Below are 17,223 nucleotides of genomic sequence, written 5' to 3' on the forward strand. Positions count from 1 at the left end.
TGGTGCGCTTGTACCTGCCGGCGCGGGTGGTGGCGTCATGAGGCATCCTTGTCCGTTGCCGCAGTCTCCATCCGCAGTTCCGAAGACCAGCCGCCGCCGAGCGCCCGGTAGAGCGCCACGACCGACAGGGCGGAGGCGGTCGCGCAATCGGCCAGTTCGGCCTGGCTGGACAGCAGCGAGCGCCTGGCGACCAGGACGGAAGTGAAGTCCGACGTGCCCTGCTGATAGGCGCGTTGGGCCACTTCCAGCGCCGTCTGGTTCTGCGTCCAGGCAAGCTGCAATTGCTCGTGCCGCTTCAGTTCGGTGGCGTAAGCGCTAAGTGCGTTGTCCACCTCATGCCAGGCGCGCAGCACGGTTTGCCGGTAGGCGATGCCCGCTAGGCGATGCCGGGCATCGCTCAGGGCCAGGTTGCTCTTGAGCCTGCCGCCCTGGAAGATCGGCAGGTGGAGCGCCGGCCCCACCGAGAACTGCCGAGAGCTCCAACTGCCCAGGTCGGAAAGCTCGAACGCCTGCACGCCGACGCTGCCCGTGAGACGGATGCGCGGATAGAAATCGGCTTCCGCAGCCCCGATATCCGCCACGGAAGCACGCAAGCGGGCTTCCGCTTGCAGGATATCAGGGCGGTTGCGGGCCAACTCCGAAGGCACGCCGATGGGGAGGCGCTCGGGCAGTGCCGGCAACGCGGCATCGGCCAGGCGTTCGTCCAGCTCTCGTGGCGGCTTGCTCAGGAGCAGCGCCAGGGCGTTCATCAAGGCATCGCGTTGTTGCTGCAATTGCGCCAGGCGTGCCTGGATACTCGCAACGTCTGCATGGGCGGCGGCGGCATCGAAGCGTGTCGCGACGCCGTTGCGCTGACGGCTTTCGGTCATGCGCACTAAGTTCCTGGCAATCTGGAGGTTCTCCTCGACGATGCCCAGTTGCGCCTGCACGCCGCGCAGCAACAGGTAGGTACGGGCGACATCGCCGGCAACGGAGACCTTCACCGCGTCCATGCCGTAGGCGCTGGCCTGCAGTCTGGCTTCGGCCGATTCGCTCTGATGCCGCAGGTAGCCCCACAGATCCAGTTCCCATCCAGCCTGTAGTCCCAGCGACCAGGTGCTCGTCGGTTCGCTTGGCGCGCCGAGCAAAACCATCGGCGAGTGTTCGCTCAAGGCCGAGCGGGTGTAGCCGGCTTGGACAGAGACTTGTGGCCGGCGTGCAGCATCGACCATCCCCAGTTGTGCGCGACTTTCCTCGATGCGTGCAGAGGCAGCCAGAAGATCGAGGTTGGAAGCGGCGGCTTCGGCTTCAAGTGTCGTCAGCGTCGGATCACCGAACAGATGCCACCACTGGGATGGTGCAGGTTGCTCACTCAGGGCCGGATGACGGGTGACTGCGATCGATCGCGCCCGCAACGCCGCCGCGGGCGTGGCAAGGGCAGGTTCCCGAACGTCGGGAACGGTCATGCAGCCAACAAGGGGCAGGGCCAGTGCCAGGGCTCCCTGTGTGCTGAGTATCAGGCGCAGATGTCCCGCTATGTTCGGGCGGCGGAACCGTCGGAGGAACTTCTTCCAGAAGGCGCTCCTCAAATCTGGTTTGGAGGCTGGCGCCTGGGCGAAGGTCGGCACCGAAATTACCGGGGCGGCGCAATGGAGACTGCTTCTTACGAATGGAGCATTCAGGGGGGGGCGCATATCTGAGGCTTTCTTGCGGCCAGTAAAGTGAAGACTGACGTGGATTTCGTACGGCACCGTCGCTGTCCCAGGTAACGAGTGACTTGGTGTTCATCCCGGCATCGCGCTGTCCGGAGCAATCCTTGCTTGGGTATGGGAAGCAGAGGTGGGCGACTCTCGCGCGCACGTGAAATGACGAGCGAGCCAGCCGGGAACGGCGATCATGTCGCCGCTTCCGGTCGCTACCAGTCACTGATCTGTCGCTACCAGTCACTGATCTAATGCATAGGCGACGAGATAGTCCGCAGTCGGGGTACCCATCACGTGATGGCCACCGGCCATCATCAGCACATACTGGCGTCCCTTGTACTCATAGGTCATCGGGGTGGCCTGCCCGCCTGCCGGCAGCACGTCCTTCCAGATGATCTTGCCGGTCGCCAGATCGATTGCACGCAGCAGGTTGTCGGTGGCCGCGCCGATGAACACCAGGCCGCTACCCGTGATCATCGGGCCGCCGTTGTTGGGCGTACCGGTCTCGATCGGCAGGCCGGTGGGAATGTTGAACGGGCCATTCGCGCGCGCCGTTCCGAACGGGCGCTCCCACAGGACCTTGCGCGTGTGCATGTCGATCGCCTTGACTCCTCCGTAGGGCGGCTCGGTGCACAGCATGTTGGTCAGCTTGACCATCAGGATGGTCGTCTCGATCGCGTAGGGCGTGTCTTCCTGAGGGCCGTTGCCTTCGACGGGCGTTCCACCGGGCTTGTATTCCGGGTTGTCCATCGAGCGAAGCCCCATCTTGTCGGCCTCGGCACGCGGGATCAGGCGTTCGCGCACGGGCAGGTTGTTGTAGTTGCCAACCAGGATGCCCCGTTTCGGATCATAGGCCATGCTGCCCCAATCGCTGCCGCCGTTGAAGCCGGGATAGACGAGCCAGTGATCGCCCACGCCAGGCGGGGTGAACTCTCCGTCGTAGCGGGTGTTGCGGAACTTGATGCGGCAATACAGCTGGTCCAGGGGAGTGATGCCCCACATCATCTGCTCGGTGAGATCCGGGCCGCTCATGCGCGGCATCTCGACCGACCAGGGCTGTGTCGGCGCGCGCGGATCGCCCGGCACGTTCCCCGCCGGTGCCGGACGCTCCTCCACCGGACTCAGTGGCTTGCCGTCGCGACGATCGAGTACGAAGGTCTGGCCACGCTTGGTCGGTACGATCATGGCAGGAACCGGCTGGCCATTGGCATCGGGATAGTCCAGCAGGGTGACCTGCGACCCCATGTCGTAGTCCCAGGCGTCCTTGTGCACGGTCTGGAACACCCAGCGCGGCTCGCCGGTCTGCACATCGAGCGCGACGACGGACGAACTGACGGCATTTTCCTCCGGGGTGCGCATCGCCGAGTAGTAGTCGACCGTGGAGTTGCCGGTCGGCACATAGGCCAGCCCCAGCTTGTTGTCGCCGGTCATGTTGGTCCAGGAGTTGGGTGTCCCCTTGCTGTAGGACTGGCCGGGCGGCGGCAGGCCATGCTCGTGCGGACGGTTCACGTCCCAGGCCCAACGGAAGGCGCCAGTCTCGGCGTCATAGCCACGGATCACGCCCGATGGCGACCAGCGGCGCTGGCCGTCCATGACTTGGTGGTTGGCGACGATGACGCCATTGACCACCACGGGTGGCGAGGTGACCGCCGCCATGCCTGGCACGGTCTTGCCCATGCCCACCATGAGGTCGACCCGGCCACTCTCGCCGAAATGCTCGCAGGGCTTGCCGGTCTCGGCATCCACCGCGACCAGCTTCATGTTGAGGGTGCCCTCGATGATGCGGGCATGGCAGGCCTGGCCGGCCGGCGTCTGCGGTGACTCGTAGTAAGTTACGCCACGGCAGGCGGCCGTGTACGGGATGTCTTGCTCGCGCACGTCGGACTTGTAGCGCCAGACTTCCTTGCCGGTCGCCGGATCCAGGCGCAGCATATCGTTGGTGGCGGTGCACAGGTAGATGGCATCGCCGATCTTCAACGGAGTGGTCTGTGGCGCCCAGCGGTTGTTCTTCTCATCCAGCGGCAGTGAACCGGTCCGGTACACCCAGGCACGCTTGAGGTTGCCCACGTTGGCCGGCGTGATCTGTGCCAGCGGGCTGTAGCGGGTGGCGCGGCTGTCGCGACCGTAGGCGACCCAGTCCGAGTCCGGAATCCCGGCATTGGTATCTGCGCCGATCAACGGTTTATCGGGCATGGCGCCGGCCGGGGCGATGACGTTGTGAGGAACGAAGGCCAGGCCGAAGGCCACCGCGAAGACCGCCGTCAACGCGCCTGTGAAGACGAGAGCAATCCTGCGAGGCGTTCCGCGATCGAGGTCGGGAAGGACCAGGCTGAGCAGGAAGCCCAGTACGGTGAGCAGGCTCAGGCGTGGAACCCAGCCCCAGTAGTCGGAGCCGCTTTCCCATATGGTCCAAAGAATGGTTGCGCCGAACACCAGCGCGAACCACCAGGCGCCAGTGCTCTTGCGGCGCCATAGCTGGACGCCGGAAACCAATAGTGCAATACCGGACAGCAAGTAGTACCAGGATCCCCCAGCTACTGCGAGCATGATGCCGCCGACCAGGAACCAGACGGCGAGCAACGTGATGAGTACCACCAGCGGACGCACCAGACAGCCGGTCTTGCTGCGCCCGGTTGATGCTGTTGCTGTTGTAGTAGTTGTTGAAGACATGAAACCTCCACGAGTCTGCCAGGGGCGCCAAGATGGACCATCCGGCGCGAGCATGAGTCGTGGCGGTGTGCCGTTCCTCCCGTCGTCCAGCAGAGTCGCGGTAATGTCAGAGACATGACCTTGTCTTGGCCTGATGGGATATGGAGCGGTGCCGGTGCAAGGCGCCCGTCGGCTGCCCGCAGATATCCCGATGAATTTTCCGGCGTGATGGTGAATGGTGTCTAAGACCAAAACCAGTCTTGAATCATGCCTTTTTTGTCATGATGTGGTGCTGGTGGCTCACGGAGGGAGCAGGCTATCTGCGCTGGAGGGCACCGGCCGCACCGAGCCGGGAAACCATGAAATCCACGAATGCCTTGATCTTGGGTGAGGTGTGCCGACTGGAGGGCCAGAGGATGCAGAAGTTGCGGTGGTCGCGTACATGCTTGTCCAGCATCACCGCCAAGCGGCCTTTCGCAACGGCATCTGCGACGATGAAGTCCGGCAACAGAGCGATGCCCAGACCCGCTTCGGCCATGTCCAACAGGGAATCGATGGTGTTGCTGACCGCCGATTGCGGCAGTTCCAGAAAAAGCGGCCGGCCTCGTGCGAACAATGGCCAAGGAGCGAGCTTGCCAGTGCTGGGATAGCGATAGCGCAGGCAGGCGTGATCGGCCAGTTCGGCAGGCCGAGTCGGTGTCCCGTGGCGAGACAAATAGCCGGGAGCCGCCACGAGCCGGTGACGGTAGCCGTCGAGCCTGCGCATGGTCAGCCGGGAGTCGTCGACGTCCCCTATGCGCATCACGGCATCGAAACCCTCCTCGATCACATTGACCAGACGGTCGCTGAAATCCAGCTCCAGGTCGATCTCGGGGAAGGCCTGCTGGAACTCGATCAGGTGGCGCATCAGGTGCGCGCCCAACTGGGGCAGTCCGATTCGAAGGCGTCCCTGCGGCGTCCCTGCGGCCCTGCTCAACTCGTTCTTGGCGACGTCGAGCTCGGAGAAGATCCGGTAGCAACGCTGCAGGAACAGCTCGCCTTCGGCGGTCAGTGCAATGGCGCGGGTGGAGCGGTGGAACAAGCGCACGCCCAACTCCTCTTCCAATCGCGCCACCGAGCGGCCGATTGCCGACGATGAAACGCCCTGCCGTCGTCCGGCCTCGGTGAAGCTGCGGGTTTCCGCTGCCTGCACGAACGCTTCGAGCGCTCCGAAGTAGTTCATCGTCTATTCCTGCGTTTTTGTTCCGATATGTTTGGAAATTTACCCCATTTTTCTTGTTAATCCGGGGGGATAGAGTTCTGGTTTTCAAGTGGGCTTGGTGCGTGCCGGGCACCCTTGTCCCGGAGATGTGAGATTGACCATGACGTTGCCCACCGCGCTCGGCAAGCTGCCTACGAGCCTTGCCCGCCATCCAGGCTATGCAAGAGTGTTCCAGCCGGGACGCCTGACGTTCGGCTTCATCTCACCATTGGAAAGCTATCCCGACAGCGCTGGCCCGACCCTGGCCGGACACGCCGAACTGGCCAGGAATGCCGATGCCGCAGGTTTCTCGGCGATCTGGCTGCGCGACGTGCCCTTCTACGATCCCAACTTCGGCGATGTCGGCCAAGTCCTCGACCCGATGGTCTACGCGGGCTTCCTCGCGGCGATCACCCGCAATATCACGATCGGCACCGCGGGTATCGTGCTGCCGCTGCGCGATCCGGTGATCGTCGCCAAGCAAGCCGCGACCATCGACCAGCTGCTGGGCGGGCGCTTCGTGCTGGGGCTCGCCACCGGCGACCGGCCGGTCGAGTATCCGGCGTTCGGTGTCGAGTACGGCAACCGGGCCGAGCGCTTCCGTGATGCGCTGGCGGTAATCCGGGCCACGACCGAACACGCCTGGCCGATTCACGAATCGCGCTTCTATGGTCGCCTCGATGGCGGGCTGGATCTGGTGCCCAAGCCGGTGGCACCGAGGCTGCCCAGCATCGTGATCGGCCATGCAGGCCAGACACTGGACTGGACCGCACAGCAGGTCGACGGAATCCTCTCGTACATCGCCGACCCGATGCGGATCCCACAGATCATCGCGCAGTGGCGTGCGGCCTGCGGGACTGATGTTTTCAAGCCCTATGGCTACGGCACGCTGTTCGACCTGGACCGCGATCCGAACAAGCCGATCCAGCCGGGTCGTGTGTTGCGAGGCGGACGCAACGCGCTGCGCGAACTCTGGCTGCGGCAGCAGGAACAAGGTGTCTCGCACGTCGGCCTGCACTTCAAGCCGCAGCGGCGCCCCGCCTCGGAGGTGATCGACGAGCTGGGCGAATACCTGTTGCCAGTGTTTCCCAGCCCGGCTCCATGCCCTGAAACCACTCCCGCTTAAGAGAGGCGTCGCTACGATCGAAGCTGATGAGTCAAGGGATTGATGCCTGCATCCGCGACTCGACCACTCGTGCCTGGACGAGCTTCAGGCGATTTTTCAACAACGAAGGAAGTAAAGATGAGCAAGAACGTCTATGTGGTATTTGAACTGAAGGTGAAGCCGGGTCAGTTCGAGAAATTCAAGCAGATGATTTCCGAGGCCGTGGCAGGTGCGAGCAAGGAGCCGGGAACCCTCGCGTACGAATACAGTGCCAATACGGACGGGAGCATCGTCCACATCTTCGAGCACTACCGTGACTCGGAATCGCTGGTTTCGCACGTGGATGTCACCTTCGCCCCATTCGCCGAGCGCTTTGCATGGATGGTCGATGTGGCACGCCTGACGGTGTACGGAAAACCGGATGAGGCCGCACGGGCGAGGCTCGACACTTTCGGCGCGGAATACCTTGCGCCGATCAATGGATTCATCCGCTAGTCGGTGGAGTGCGGCTTCAAGCCCGAACTGCCGATTCAAGCCCCCTGTCGATTGCCAGGGGGCTTGACGTAGTGGCGCATTGGTCGAGACGTCTGGGGAAATGGAAACGGCGAACTTGGGCGACTGGCCTAGCGAAAGCTCCGCGTGGCCTATTCCTGGTCAAGTCAAGGAGCAGCGCTCCCGGAAAGGGGGCAACCGGAGAGTCGACAGTTGCCTGCCTACTGGCCCGCGCCGTTTCGCGGGACGGCAAGGGTCAATGGCGCTTGCCTCTTCGAGATGCGCAGCGCTGTTTATGGTTAACGGTGCAAGACTGCGTCAGGTGGGGGCGTCGGTGCTTCCACCAAAGAGCTTACCGGCCCCTGCCCAGTCGGAGGGAGCTACGTCTTCGAAGATGACGTAAATGTAACTCGGATCAGTTCCGGTGTTCTTGACGATGCTCTCGGTGATTTCGGCCGCAACGGCCTGCTTTGCCTTCGTGTCTTTACCTTCAAACCAGCTTACGCGTACGACCGGCATGATATTTCCTCAGCTTTCTTTAGATGAAAGGACGCTACCCGCCTTGATTTTCAATGACGGCGCTTTCTTCCCGGTAAATCGCTACGTGGCGTTGTCGCTGTACGAGCCGATTCAGCGGGGCGCAGATCAACTGCGATGGACTGGAGGCCAATGCCGTGCAGCTGAGAAGCGTGAACCATGATAGTGGCAATGAAACGGCGGGATAAACCGCTTCGCCGGATACGCTGTGGCGAGCAAATTTCCACAATTAATGCATTGGAGAACGAAGGTGGAGATGCTTCCTGAATCCCTGTCCGGGATAAGCGCATTTGTGACCGTGGCTCAGTTGGGAAGCTTTACGGCGGCAGCCGAGCGGCTTGGGGTCACGAAATCGGCTGTCGGCAAGAGCATCAAACGCTTGGAGACGCGGCTGGGAGTGCGTCTGATCCACCGCACGACAAGGCGACTACGCCTGACGTTTGATGGTGAGGCTTACTTCAAGGCATGTTCGTTGGCCATGGAGAGCATTGCCGCCGTAGAGGCGAGGATTACCTCGAACGACCAGGTGCTGCGTGGCCGTATACATGTGGATATGCCGATTGCATTCGGTCGGCGTGTGCTGATGCCCATTCTCTTGAAGGTGGCTGAACCTCACCCACATCTTCAACTGACCATGACATTCAACGATGGAGTGATTGATCCCATGCAGGTGGATGCGGATCTGGTGGTGCGATTCGGCCAGCTTCAGGACAGCAGCCACCTCGTCGCCCGGAAGCTGGCGAGCCAGCAAAGGATCATCTGCGCTTCCCCGGCGTACCTTGAGCGCCGCGGAGTGCCGGCAACACCTGACGATCTGATCAACCATAGTTGCATTGTCGGTACCGAGGATGGGCCGCCGCAGCACTGGACCGTACGCGATGGAGGAAGGTCGAAACTCGTAACGCCTCCAGCAACACATCGCCTGAGTGATGGAGAGTCCATTGTCGAGACCGCCGCAGCCGGATTTGGACTGTGCCAGATGCCGATTTCTCTCCTTAGAGACAAAATCCAAGAGGGGCATCTTGTTCCGGTGCTGAGCGACTATTCCGACGTCAATGTCGATGTTCACCTCATCTGGCTCAGGGAGGCCTCGCTCGCGCCTCGTGTTCGCTATGTCATTGATTGCTTGGTCGAGCATGCACAAAGCGGTGCACTGGACTAGACAGCCCATGAATGAAATTGGTTAGAGAGGGATGTATAGACCCCGAACCATCTGTGGAATTTAAGTCCACATTGTTGTTCTCTGTGGAGCATTTATCCCTCTATGCACAGTGACATATAGTCGCAGGACTACACAAGTTCACCATGTTCCTGCGCCTCGATAATGGATTTCCTGGTTGTTTCGCGGCTAGAACAGTGTGGGCTAAACGGCGTCTTGCGCGGAATTGTCTCGGCGCTCGCGGTCATCTGTTCGAAATTCGATCTAAATAGACAGATTCCATACGCCGGGCAATTGGTGCCAACCGCTTCGAGGACAGGCCCGGTCCTGATCCAACGTCGCACACAGCCATTCTCGGAATCTTCGCCTGTGTTCAGGGTTGGCGATTGTTCCTTCAGGAGAACATGTTATGCCCTCTCAACCTGAGCATGCCGATCGAGCGGCGCGTCGACATCCATCTGGCGTGGCTGTCGCTTGCCTGCTCGATCATCTGCCTACGGAATCTTCCGGAGTTTTGTTAGCGACTCTTAGGCTCTATACGATCATTTTAGGCCTGTTGATTGGCCTGGTTGGACTGTATTTCCTCTATAACGGCACCAAGCTGATCATGCTTGGTGGGTCACTCTACTATGTGCCTGCAGGCATCGCTCTTATCGCCACGGCGATTCTGCTTGCAAGACTCAGCGTGCGTGCGGCGTACCTGTACTTGGGGTTCTTCGTCGTCACAGCGCTATGGTCGCTCTGGGAAGCCGGCTTCCAGTTCTGGCCGCTCGCCGCACGGCTTGGCATGTTCGCGGTTCTCGGGTTGCTCTTGGCCGTCTGCGTTCCGTGCTTGCCTGGAGCCAGGGGCATTCCGCGCATACGCGGACTCTCTTACGGGATCGCCGGTGCGACCGCTGCCGGCCTGGTAGCGACCCTCGTGGGTGCGTTCTCCCCCATCTGGCTCGTGAAATCCGGATCGGCTCCGCAGGTCGCTGCGGACTACAGGCCCGACCGCGAACCCAAGGACTGGGTAGGATTTGGACGCACCACGACGGGAGAACAGTTCTCGCCGGATACGCAGATCACCAAGGACAATGTCGGCCAGTTGCAAGTCGCCTGGACGTTGCGTACTGGAGACATCAGCGCGGATGGTCGGGAGAACCAGAATACGCCGCTCCAGATCGGCAATACGCTCTACCCGTGCACCCAGTCGGGGCAGGTCTTCGCGGTGCGCGGGGATACAGGCGAGAAGCTCTGGCACTTCGACCCCAAGGTGACACCGGCGTCCACGGCGAACTGGATGCGATGCCGCTCGCTGGCGTACTTCGAGATTCCCGAACTGGCCAACGACGCGCCCGGCAAGAAGCGTGTCTACCTCACCACCGGCGACATGCGGCTGATCGCCCTGGACGCGGAGACCGGTGAGCCCGTGCCTTCTTTCGGCGAAGATGGAACCGTGTATCTGGCCGAGGGCATGGGCAAGGTCATCCCGGGCTTCTACAACCCCACCTCGGGGCCATTGCTGGCAGGCCGCAATCTCATCGTCGGCGGCTGGGTGATGGACAACCAATCAACCGATGAGCCCTCGGGTGTCGTGCGCGCATTCAACGCCGTCACGGGGGAATTGACCTGGGCATGGGATGTGGGCCGTCCTGGCCAGACCGGCAAGCCGGCTGATGGGGAGTTCTATACCCGCGGCACCCCGAACATGTGGGCAACGCCCAGCTACGATCCAGAACTCAACATGGTGTACCTGCCTACCGGTGGCGGTACCCCCGACCTTTTCGGTGGACAGCGTTCGGCGGCCACCGATCGGGTATCGCAATCGGTGGTTGCACTCGATGCCACTACTGGGCAGGAGCGCTGGGTATACCAACTCGTACACCACGACGTGTGGGATTACGACCTTCCGTCCAAACCAGTGCTTTACGACATGCCCGATGGCAAGGGTGGGCGAGTGCCGGCGCTTGTGCAGGCGGGCAAGAACGGACAGATCTTCGTCCTGGATCGCCGCACCGGCAAGCCGCTCACGCAGGTCGAGGAGCGCCCGGTACCCACCAAGGGGGTGCCGGGGGAACGCCTGTCGCCGACACAGCCCTATTCGGTCGGCATGCCTGAGATGCGCGATGGCATGCTGACCGAAGCCAAGATGTGGGGCATCACGCCGATCGACCAACTGAATTGCCGTGTGCAGTTCAAGGGACTGCACTACGAGGGCGACTACACGCCGCCGCAGTTGAAGTGGTATCTCGAGAATCCCTCCTGGTACGGCACCACCAACTGGGGTGGACAATCGATAGACAAGCAGCACGACATCATGATCGTCAACGACATGCGGATCATGATGAAGGGCCGGTTGCTCACCCGCGAGGAGACGAACGGACGGCTGGCCAACAAGTCGGTGGAAGGTGTCGGTGGCGTGATTCCGATGGCCAACACCCCCTATGGTGCCGAGCGTGGCATGGTGCAGTCCTTCCTCGGCGTGCCGTGCACAACGCCCCCCTTCGGCACCATGGCCGCCATCGACATGACCACGCACAAGGTCTTGTGGCATCGCTCGCTGGGTACGCCCGAGCAGTTTGGCCCGCTGGGTATGAAGACCCATCTGCCGGTCGAGCTTGGCATGCCGACACTGGGCGGCGCGGTGACGACAGGTTCGGGGCTGGTGTTCTTCTCAGCCACCTCCGACTACTACCTGCGTGCGATCGACGTCATGACGGGCGAGGTGGTCTGGAAAAGCCCGCTGCCGGTGGGCGGTGGTTCGACGCCGCTGGTGTTCACCTCTCCGGCTGATGGCAGGCAGTACGTCGTGGTGACGGCGAGCGGTTCCCGCGCGGCACCCGACCATGGCGACTACATCATCGCCTACGCCCTGCCCGGGCAGGCACGGCCGCCGCGCTGAAGTGCTGGCATCAAGAGGACGGCAAAGCCGTCCTCTTGGCCACAAGGCCAGCGTCCCAATCATCCCGTTCGGCTGAGGCAATTCCCAATGCCCGCGCTTACCGCCCGGATGGGACGCGCGGTTCATGCGAGTTAAGTACCGGATGCCGCGCCGAGCAGGTCCAGGAATTCCAAGAATGAAAATAGCCCCTATGCGCTCGTTGCAAAAAAGCGTGATTCTTTCTGCGCTACTGGGTACGGGCGTCGCTGACGCACAGGAAGCCGCCGATAGCAGCTTCTGGAATCGCTCGACATTGACTGGTGACTGGGGCGGGCTGCGCCACCGTCTCGCGGAGGACGGTGTCACATTCACTGGAAGCGAGGTTGTCGATTCCGTCCACAACTTCAACGGGGGGACGCGTGAGGCGGGCCGTGCGGCGGGCCAGTTCCTGCTCGGGGTCACCATCGACACGGACAAGGCGTGGGGCCATCCGGGAGGCAAGTTGCAGGTGACATTGACCAACCGGCACGGCAACAACCTGTCCAACGACGCCAATCTCGGGCTGCTCCAGCCTCTGCAATCCATCTACGGCCGCGGGGAGATCTGGCGACTGTCCGATTTCTGGTACGAACAGAGCTTCAACGATGGGGCAACCGCACTGAAGTTCGGCCGGGTCACGCATGGCGAGGACTATGGCGCGACCCCGTGCGGCAACATCTCGAACGTCGTACTGTGCGGTCCGGCCTCAAGCCAGATCGTCAGTGGCTATCTCTACAACTTGCCCGTGAGCTCCTGGGGCGTGCGCCTGCGTCAGCGACTTGCCCCGACGCTGCATGTCAACCTCGGCGTCATCGAGTCCAATCCGGTGAACCTGAGCGAGGACCGGGGCTTCTATCTCGGAACCGGCGGCGCGACCGGCACGATCTATGCTGCGGAGCTTCAGTGGACCCCGACGTTCGGGAGCCGGCACGACCTGCCAGGCACCTACAAGGTCGGTGGCTGGTACGACACGAGCAATTCGAACAACATCGTCTATGACGTGAATGGCGAGTACCAGGCGGTCTCGGGGGGCGAGTTTGCAAGGGAGAACCACCATGCGGGCTTCCACGCCAATGTGGTGCAGCAACTGCTGGCACCGAGGGCCGATGGTTCGCACGGGTTGACGGTCGTGGGCAACCTAGCGGTGACTGATCGCGCGACCAATCGACTTCACAGCAAGGCGGCACTGATCTTCAGCTTTACGGGGCCGCTTCCGGGGCGTCCCAAGGACGATGTCACCTTGGGCATCGGTCAGGTATCGGTGAACAATCGAGTCAGCCGGTCGCAACGAGCGCAGAATGAGGCTGGGCTGAGACAAGCAAGCCCGCAGGACCACGAGCAAGCGGCCGAGTTGAACTACGGATACAAGCTGACACCGGCTGCAACACTGCGCCCGGGCTTCCAGTATGTCCGCCATCCCGGTGGGCTAGGTGATCGCGACGACATCTTGGTCGCAAGCCTCAAGCTTGTCTTTGCGCTATAGCCTCATGATGGGAAGCTCCTTTCGCATTGCGGTGTCGGGTATGGCTTGTTGGGGCATGACTCTGACGCCAATTGCGGTTGCGGTAGCGCAAACCACCACGCTGGATACGGTCGTGGTCACCAGTACTCGTTATGGCACCAGCCCGCAGGACACGCCCGCATCAGTGAGCATTGTCGATGGCGTCCAGATGCGTACGGACCGTCCGGGAATCAATCTTTCAGAAAGCCTCGGGCACGTGCCCGGCCTGCAGATACAGAATCGCCAGAACTATGCGCAGGATTTGCAGATATCCATGCGCGGGTACGGTGCCCGCTCGACGTTTGGTGTGCGTGGCGTCAGGCTCTACGTGGACGGTATCCCTGCCACCATGCCGGACGGACAGGGACAGACGTCGAACATCGACATCGCGTCAATCGACCGCATCGAGGTGCTCCGTGGACCATTCTCGGCCTTGTACGGCAATGCGTCGGGTGGTGTGCTCCAGGTCTTTACTGAAGATGGCGCTGGAGCGCCCCGCGTCCAAGCGGATGCCGGCGCTGGAAGCGACGACACCGAGCGCTACGGGCTCAAGGTCAGCGGCGCCTCTGACCCACTCGACTATGTGGTCAGTACCAACCGCTTCACCACAGGCGGATACCGCAGCCACAGTGGGGCAGAAAAGAACTTGGGGAACGTGAAGCTGGGTTTGCAGCTTGATCCCGATAGCCGCTTGACCCTCGTTGCCAACAGCGTGGATCTGAGGGCCGACGACCCGCTGGGCCTGACCCGCTCGCAATATGAGGCAGATCCGAGGCAGGCCACGCCGCAGGCGGAACAGTACAACACCCGCAAGACGGTCAGGCAGTCCCAAGGTGGCCTAGTCTACGAGCGGCAAGTGGATGCCAATAACGATCTTCGTGCCATGGTCTACTACGGTGAACGTGACACCGTACAGTATCAATCCATTCCCGTTGCCACACAGCGCAATCCCCAACATGCCGGTGGCGTGATTGATCTTCAGCGCGAGTACGGTGGCATCGACCTGCGTTGGACATCACGCCTGAGTTTGGCTGGCCAGCCGCTCACCTTGATCGGAGGGGTGTCCTACGACTCGCTGAGCGAGCGCCGTAGGGGCTACGAGAACTTCACGGGAAGTGCCAGCAGTCCGAGTGCCGTGGGGGTACGTGGCAGACTGCGTCGAGATGAAACCAACGATGTCTTCAACCTCGACCCTTATGTCCAGGCATCCTGGGAGTTTGCGCCAGGATGGACGCTGGACACCGGCCTTCGGTACGGCACCGTGGGTTTCGACTCCAATGACCACTACATCGCCGAAGGAAACGGCAACGACAGCGGGTCGACTCGTTATCGAAAGGTGCTGCCAATGGGTGCGCTGCGGTATCGAATCAATTCGGCGACGATGCTCTACGCATCCTATGGCCGTGGTTTCGAAACGCCGACGACCAACGAAGCCTCCTATCGGCCAGACGGAGGCGCTGGACTGAACCTGGGCTTGCAGCCAGCCGTCAGCGACAACTACGAGCTAGGAGCAAAAACGCAAGTAGCTGGCGGACTGCTGTCCTTGGCGCTTTTCCATACCGACACGCGCGATGAAATCGTCTCGGCCGGAAGCATCGATGGTCGCGCAACCTATCGCAATGGCGGACGCACCCGACGCGACGGCGTCGAACTGGAATGGAGCGCAATTCTGGAGTCAACAAACTGGCGCACCGATTGGGCCTACACCCGGATCGATGCACGCTACCGCGATGATGTGGCGGGATCCGCGATCTCGTCAGGAAACCGCATTCCGGGGGTTGCGAGGGAAATGCTCTACGGTGCGCTTGCCTGGTCTCCCCCCGAGGGCTGGCGGTTGGGCATCGAAGGGCGCTACCTCAGCAAGATCTACGTGAATGACGCCAACAGCGATTCGGCACCCGGTTATTTCGTGGCCTCGCTCTCCTCGGGCTATCGGTGGCACCGCGGTTCCTGGGAATGGAATGCCTACGCACGTCTCGACAATCTGCTCGATCGCGGATACGTAGGATCGGTCATTGTGAACGAAGGTAATGGCCGCTACTTCGAGCCGGCGTCCGGACGCAGTTGGAGCGCCGGATTGAGCATGAGCTATGTGTTCTGAGATCGAATTCGGGCAGCAGGCGTGGCGGATGTCCGCGCCGGTCTCCTCGTCGCAGCGGAATGCCGCAGCGCTTTCGGATCAAGAATCTGCAACATCATCTATGGAGTACCCAACCCATGCCTGAGAAAACTCATTCCCCTGAATGCGCTTGTTCGCTCCACTCGGAGGAGCTGCTCAGAAGCGATACCTCCTGGAATGGAAAGCCCTATGAGCGTTATCCGGAAGGACGACCGCAATTGACGGTGCTGAGGTTCCACATCCCGCCGCATACCTCGCTGCCCTGGCATACGCACCCGATGCCCAACGCCGGCTATGTCATCTCGGGCCAGATCACGCTGGAGGAGCGAGGGACGGGCAAGCTGCGGGTGATCGGAGCAGGCCAAGCGTTCGCCGAGTCCGTGGATGACGTTCACCGCGGCTATACGGGCGATGAGGCCGCCGAAATCGTCTGCACCTATGCCGGGGTCGAGGGGCAGGCGCTTTCCATACCCGTAAAGTGAACATCAAGGGCACCGATATGAGCGAAGACGGGTATGGCGACATGGAGACCGGATACATGGCGGACCGAAAGCATCATCTTGTCGTGGTGGGTGGCGGTTTCGCCGGCCTGTGGGCGACGCGTGCGCTGGAGGCCTCCGACATCCGCATCACCTTGATCGACCGTCAAAACCATCACCTGTTCCAGCCGCTGCTGTATCAGGTGGCGACAGCGGGCTTGTCGGCGCCGGACATCGCGGCGCCGCTGCGCCACATCCTGCGCGATCAGCGCAACGTGGAAGTGCGTCTGGGCGACGTGGTGCAAGTGCTGCCGCAGCAACATGTTGTTGTGCTCGCCGATGGCGACATGCTGGAGTACGACAGCCTGGTGTTGGCAACTGGCGCAGCCCATGCCTACTTCGGCAACGATCACTGGGCCGAGCATGCGCCGGGCTTGAAGACGCTCGACGATGCAATGTATTTGCGGCGCAAGCTCCTGCTGGCGTTCGAGCGTGCGGAGGCCGAAAGCGATCCGCAGGCACGCGAGGCATCGCTGAACTTCGCCATCGTCGGCGGAGGCCCGACCGGCGTGGAGTTGGCCGGTACGCTGGCCGAGATCGCCAGACACACGTTGAAGGATGAGTTCCGCCACATCGATCCACGCAAGGCCAAGGTTCGACTGATCGAGGCGGGGCCGCGAGTGTTGCCTTCCTTTCCCTCCGATTTGACCGACAAGGCGAAGCGCCAGTTGGAAAAACTGGGCGTCGAAGTGTTGACCGGTACTGCTGTGACGCACATCGACGAAAACGGCTACACCTTGGGCGATGTATTCGTGCCGGCACGTACCGTGGTGTGGGCGGCAGGTGTTGCAGCATCACCCTTGGGGCGAAGCCTTGGGGTGCCGCTGGATCGCGCCGGGCGCGTGCTAGTCGAACCGGACCTGAGCGTGCCCGGTCATCCGGACATTTTCATCGGCGGCGATTTGGCTTCCATCCAGCAGGATGGTCGCCCTGTGCCGGGCGTGGCGCCAGCGGCGAAGCAGATGGGCAAGCACATCGCGCGTGCGGCGCGTGCACGTCTCTCGGGGAAAACGACACCGGTCTTCCATTACGAGGACTACGGCAACCTGGCGACGATCGGACGCATGGCCGCCATCGTCCACGTGGGCAGGTTCAAGTTCTCGGGCCTGCCGGCATGGTGGTTCTGGCTGGCGGCGCACGTGTACTTCCTGATCGGATTCCGCAATCGCTTCGTTGTCCTGGTCAACTGGGTGATCGCGTATTGGAGCTACCAGCGTGCCGCGCGCATCGTCACCAAACGCTCGACCGATTGATCGCGAGATGGTCATTAGGGAGGACGGTCCTGCCGAAGTCGTCTA

12 protein-coding genes are annotated in these 17,223 nt (G+C 61.9%); 8 read left to right on the forward strand and 4 right to left on the reverse strand.

Translation table 11 applies throughout. From position 1 onward, the window contains the following. Positions 1–35 precede the first annotated feature (35 nt). The 3 genes from FD678_RS07030 to FD678_RS07040 all read right to left on the reverse strand — a co-directional run bounded on the left by FD678_RS07030 (position 36) and on the right by FD678_RS07040 (position 5,553). A complete protein-coding gene (locus FD678_RS07030; RefSeq protein ID WP_305955976.1) occupies positions 36–1,517 on the reverse strand; it encodes an efflux transporter outer membrane subunit in 1,482 nt (493 codons plus the stop codon). Positions 1,518–1,922: 405 nt separating this feature from the next. Then, on the reverse strand, positions 1,923–4,352 hold the full coding sequence (locus FD678_RS07035) for a membrane-bound PQQ-dependent dehydrogenase, glucose/quinate/shikimate family (protein WP_140720630.1): 2,430 nt from the start codon (positions 4,350–4,352) through the stop codon (positions 1,923–1,925). A gap of 295 nt (positions 4,353–4,647) precedes the next feature. Beyond that, a complete protein-coding gene (locus FD678_RS07040) occupies positions 4,648–5,553 on the reverse strand; it encodes a LysR family transcriptional regulator (RefSeq protein ID WP_140720632.1) in 906 nt (301 codons plus the stop codon). Positions 5,554–5,692: 139 nt separating this feature from the next. Here FD678_RS07040 and FD678_RS07045 point away from each other — a divergent pair, with 139 nt between their 5' ends. Continuing rightward, positions 5,693–6,697 (forward strand): LLM class oxidoreductase, encoded by a 1,005-nt coding sequence (locus FD678_RS07045; RefSeq protein WP_140720634.1) that lies wholly within the window; start codon positions 5,693–5,695, stop codon positions 6,695–6,697. 117 nt (positions 6,698–6,814) lie between these two features. Then, positions 6,815–7,171, forward strand: coding sequence for a putative quinol monooxygenase (locus FD678_RS07050; protein WP_140720636.1), 357 nt, complete (start codon positions 6,815–6,817; stop codon positions 7,169–7,171). A 315-nt stretch (positions 7,172–7,486) separates the two neighbouring features. Here the strand turns inward: FD678_RS07050 and FD678_RS07055 are convergent, their stop codons facing one another. Then, complete coding sequence (locus FD678_RS07055; protein WP_140720638.1) at positions 7,487–7,687, reverse strand: tautomerase family protein; 201 nt, start codon at positions 7,685–7,687, stop codon at positions 7,487–7,489. Positions 7,688–7,961: 274 nt separating this feature from the next. Here FD678_RS07055 and FD678_RS07060 point away from each other — a divergent pair, with 274 nt between their 5' ends. The 6 genes from FD678_RS07060 to FD678_RS07085 all read left to right on the forward strand — a co-directional run bounded on the left by FD678_RS07060 (position 7,962) and on the right by FD678_RS07085 (position 17,178). Continuing rightward, entirely contained in the window at positions 7,962–8,867 is a 906-nt protein-coding gene (locus FD678_RS07060; RefSeq protein WP_140720641.1) for a LysR family transcriptional regulator, read from the forward strand. A 406-nt stretch (positions 8,868–9,273) separates the two neighbouring features. Further along, positions 9,274–11,748, forward strand: a complete 2,475-nt coding sequence (locus FD678_RS07065; RefSeq protein ID WP_140720643.1) for a membrane-bound PQQ-dependent dehydrogenase, glucose/quinate/shikimate family — start codon at positions 9,274–9,276, stop codon at positions 11,746–11,748. Positions 11,749–11,923: 175 nt separating this feature from the next. Then, positions 11,924–13,249 (forward strand): carbohydrate porin, encoded by a 1,326-nt coding sequence (locus FD678_RS07070; protein ID WP_177497614.1) that lies wholly within the window; start codon positions 11,924–11,926, stop codon positions 13,247–13,249. A gap of 55 nt (positions 13,250–13,304) precedes the next feature. Next, positions 13,305–15,368, forward strand: coding sequence for a TonB-dependent receptor (locus tag FD678_RS07075; protein ID WP_218569558.1), 2,064 nt, complete (start codon positions 13,305–13,307; stop codon positions 15,366–15,368). A 116-nt stretch (positions 15,369–15,484) separates the two neighbouring features. Then, positions 15,485–15,868, forward strand: a complete 384-nt coding sequence (locus tag FD678_RS07080; RefSeq protein WP_140720647.1) for a cupin domain-containing protein — start codon at positions 15,485–15,487, stop codon at positions 15,866–15,868. Further along, positions 15,865–17,178 carry an NAD(P)/FAD-dependent oxidoreductase gene (locus FD678_RS07085; RefSeq protein ID WP_256661878.1) on the forward strand — a complete coding sequence of 438 codons (1,314 nt, stop codon included), beginning with the start codon at positions 15,865–15,867 and terminating at the stop codon, positions 17,176–17,178. Before FD678_RS07080 ends, FD678_RS07085 begins: the two co-directional genes overlap by 4 nt. The last annotated feature ends 45 nt before the right edge of the window (positions 17,179–17,223 follow it).

The organism is Pseudomonas sp. Hp2 (assembly GCF_006386585.1).
GTDB lineage: Bacteria > Pseudomonadota > Gammaproteobacteria > Xanthomonadales > Xanthomonadaceae > Pseudomonas_S > Pseudomonas_S boreopolis.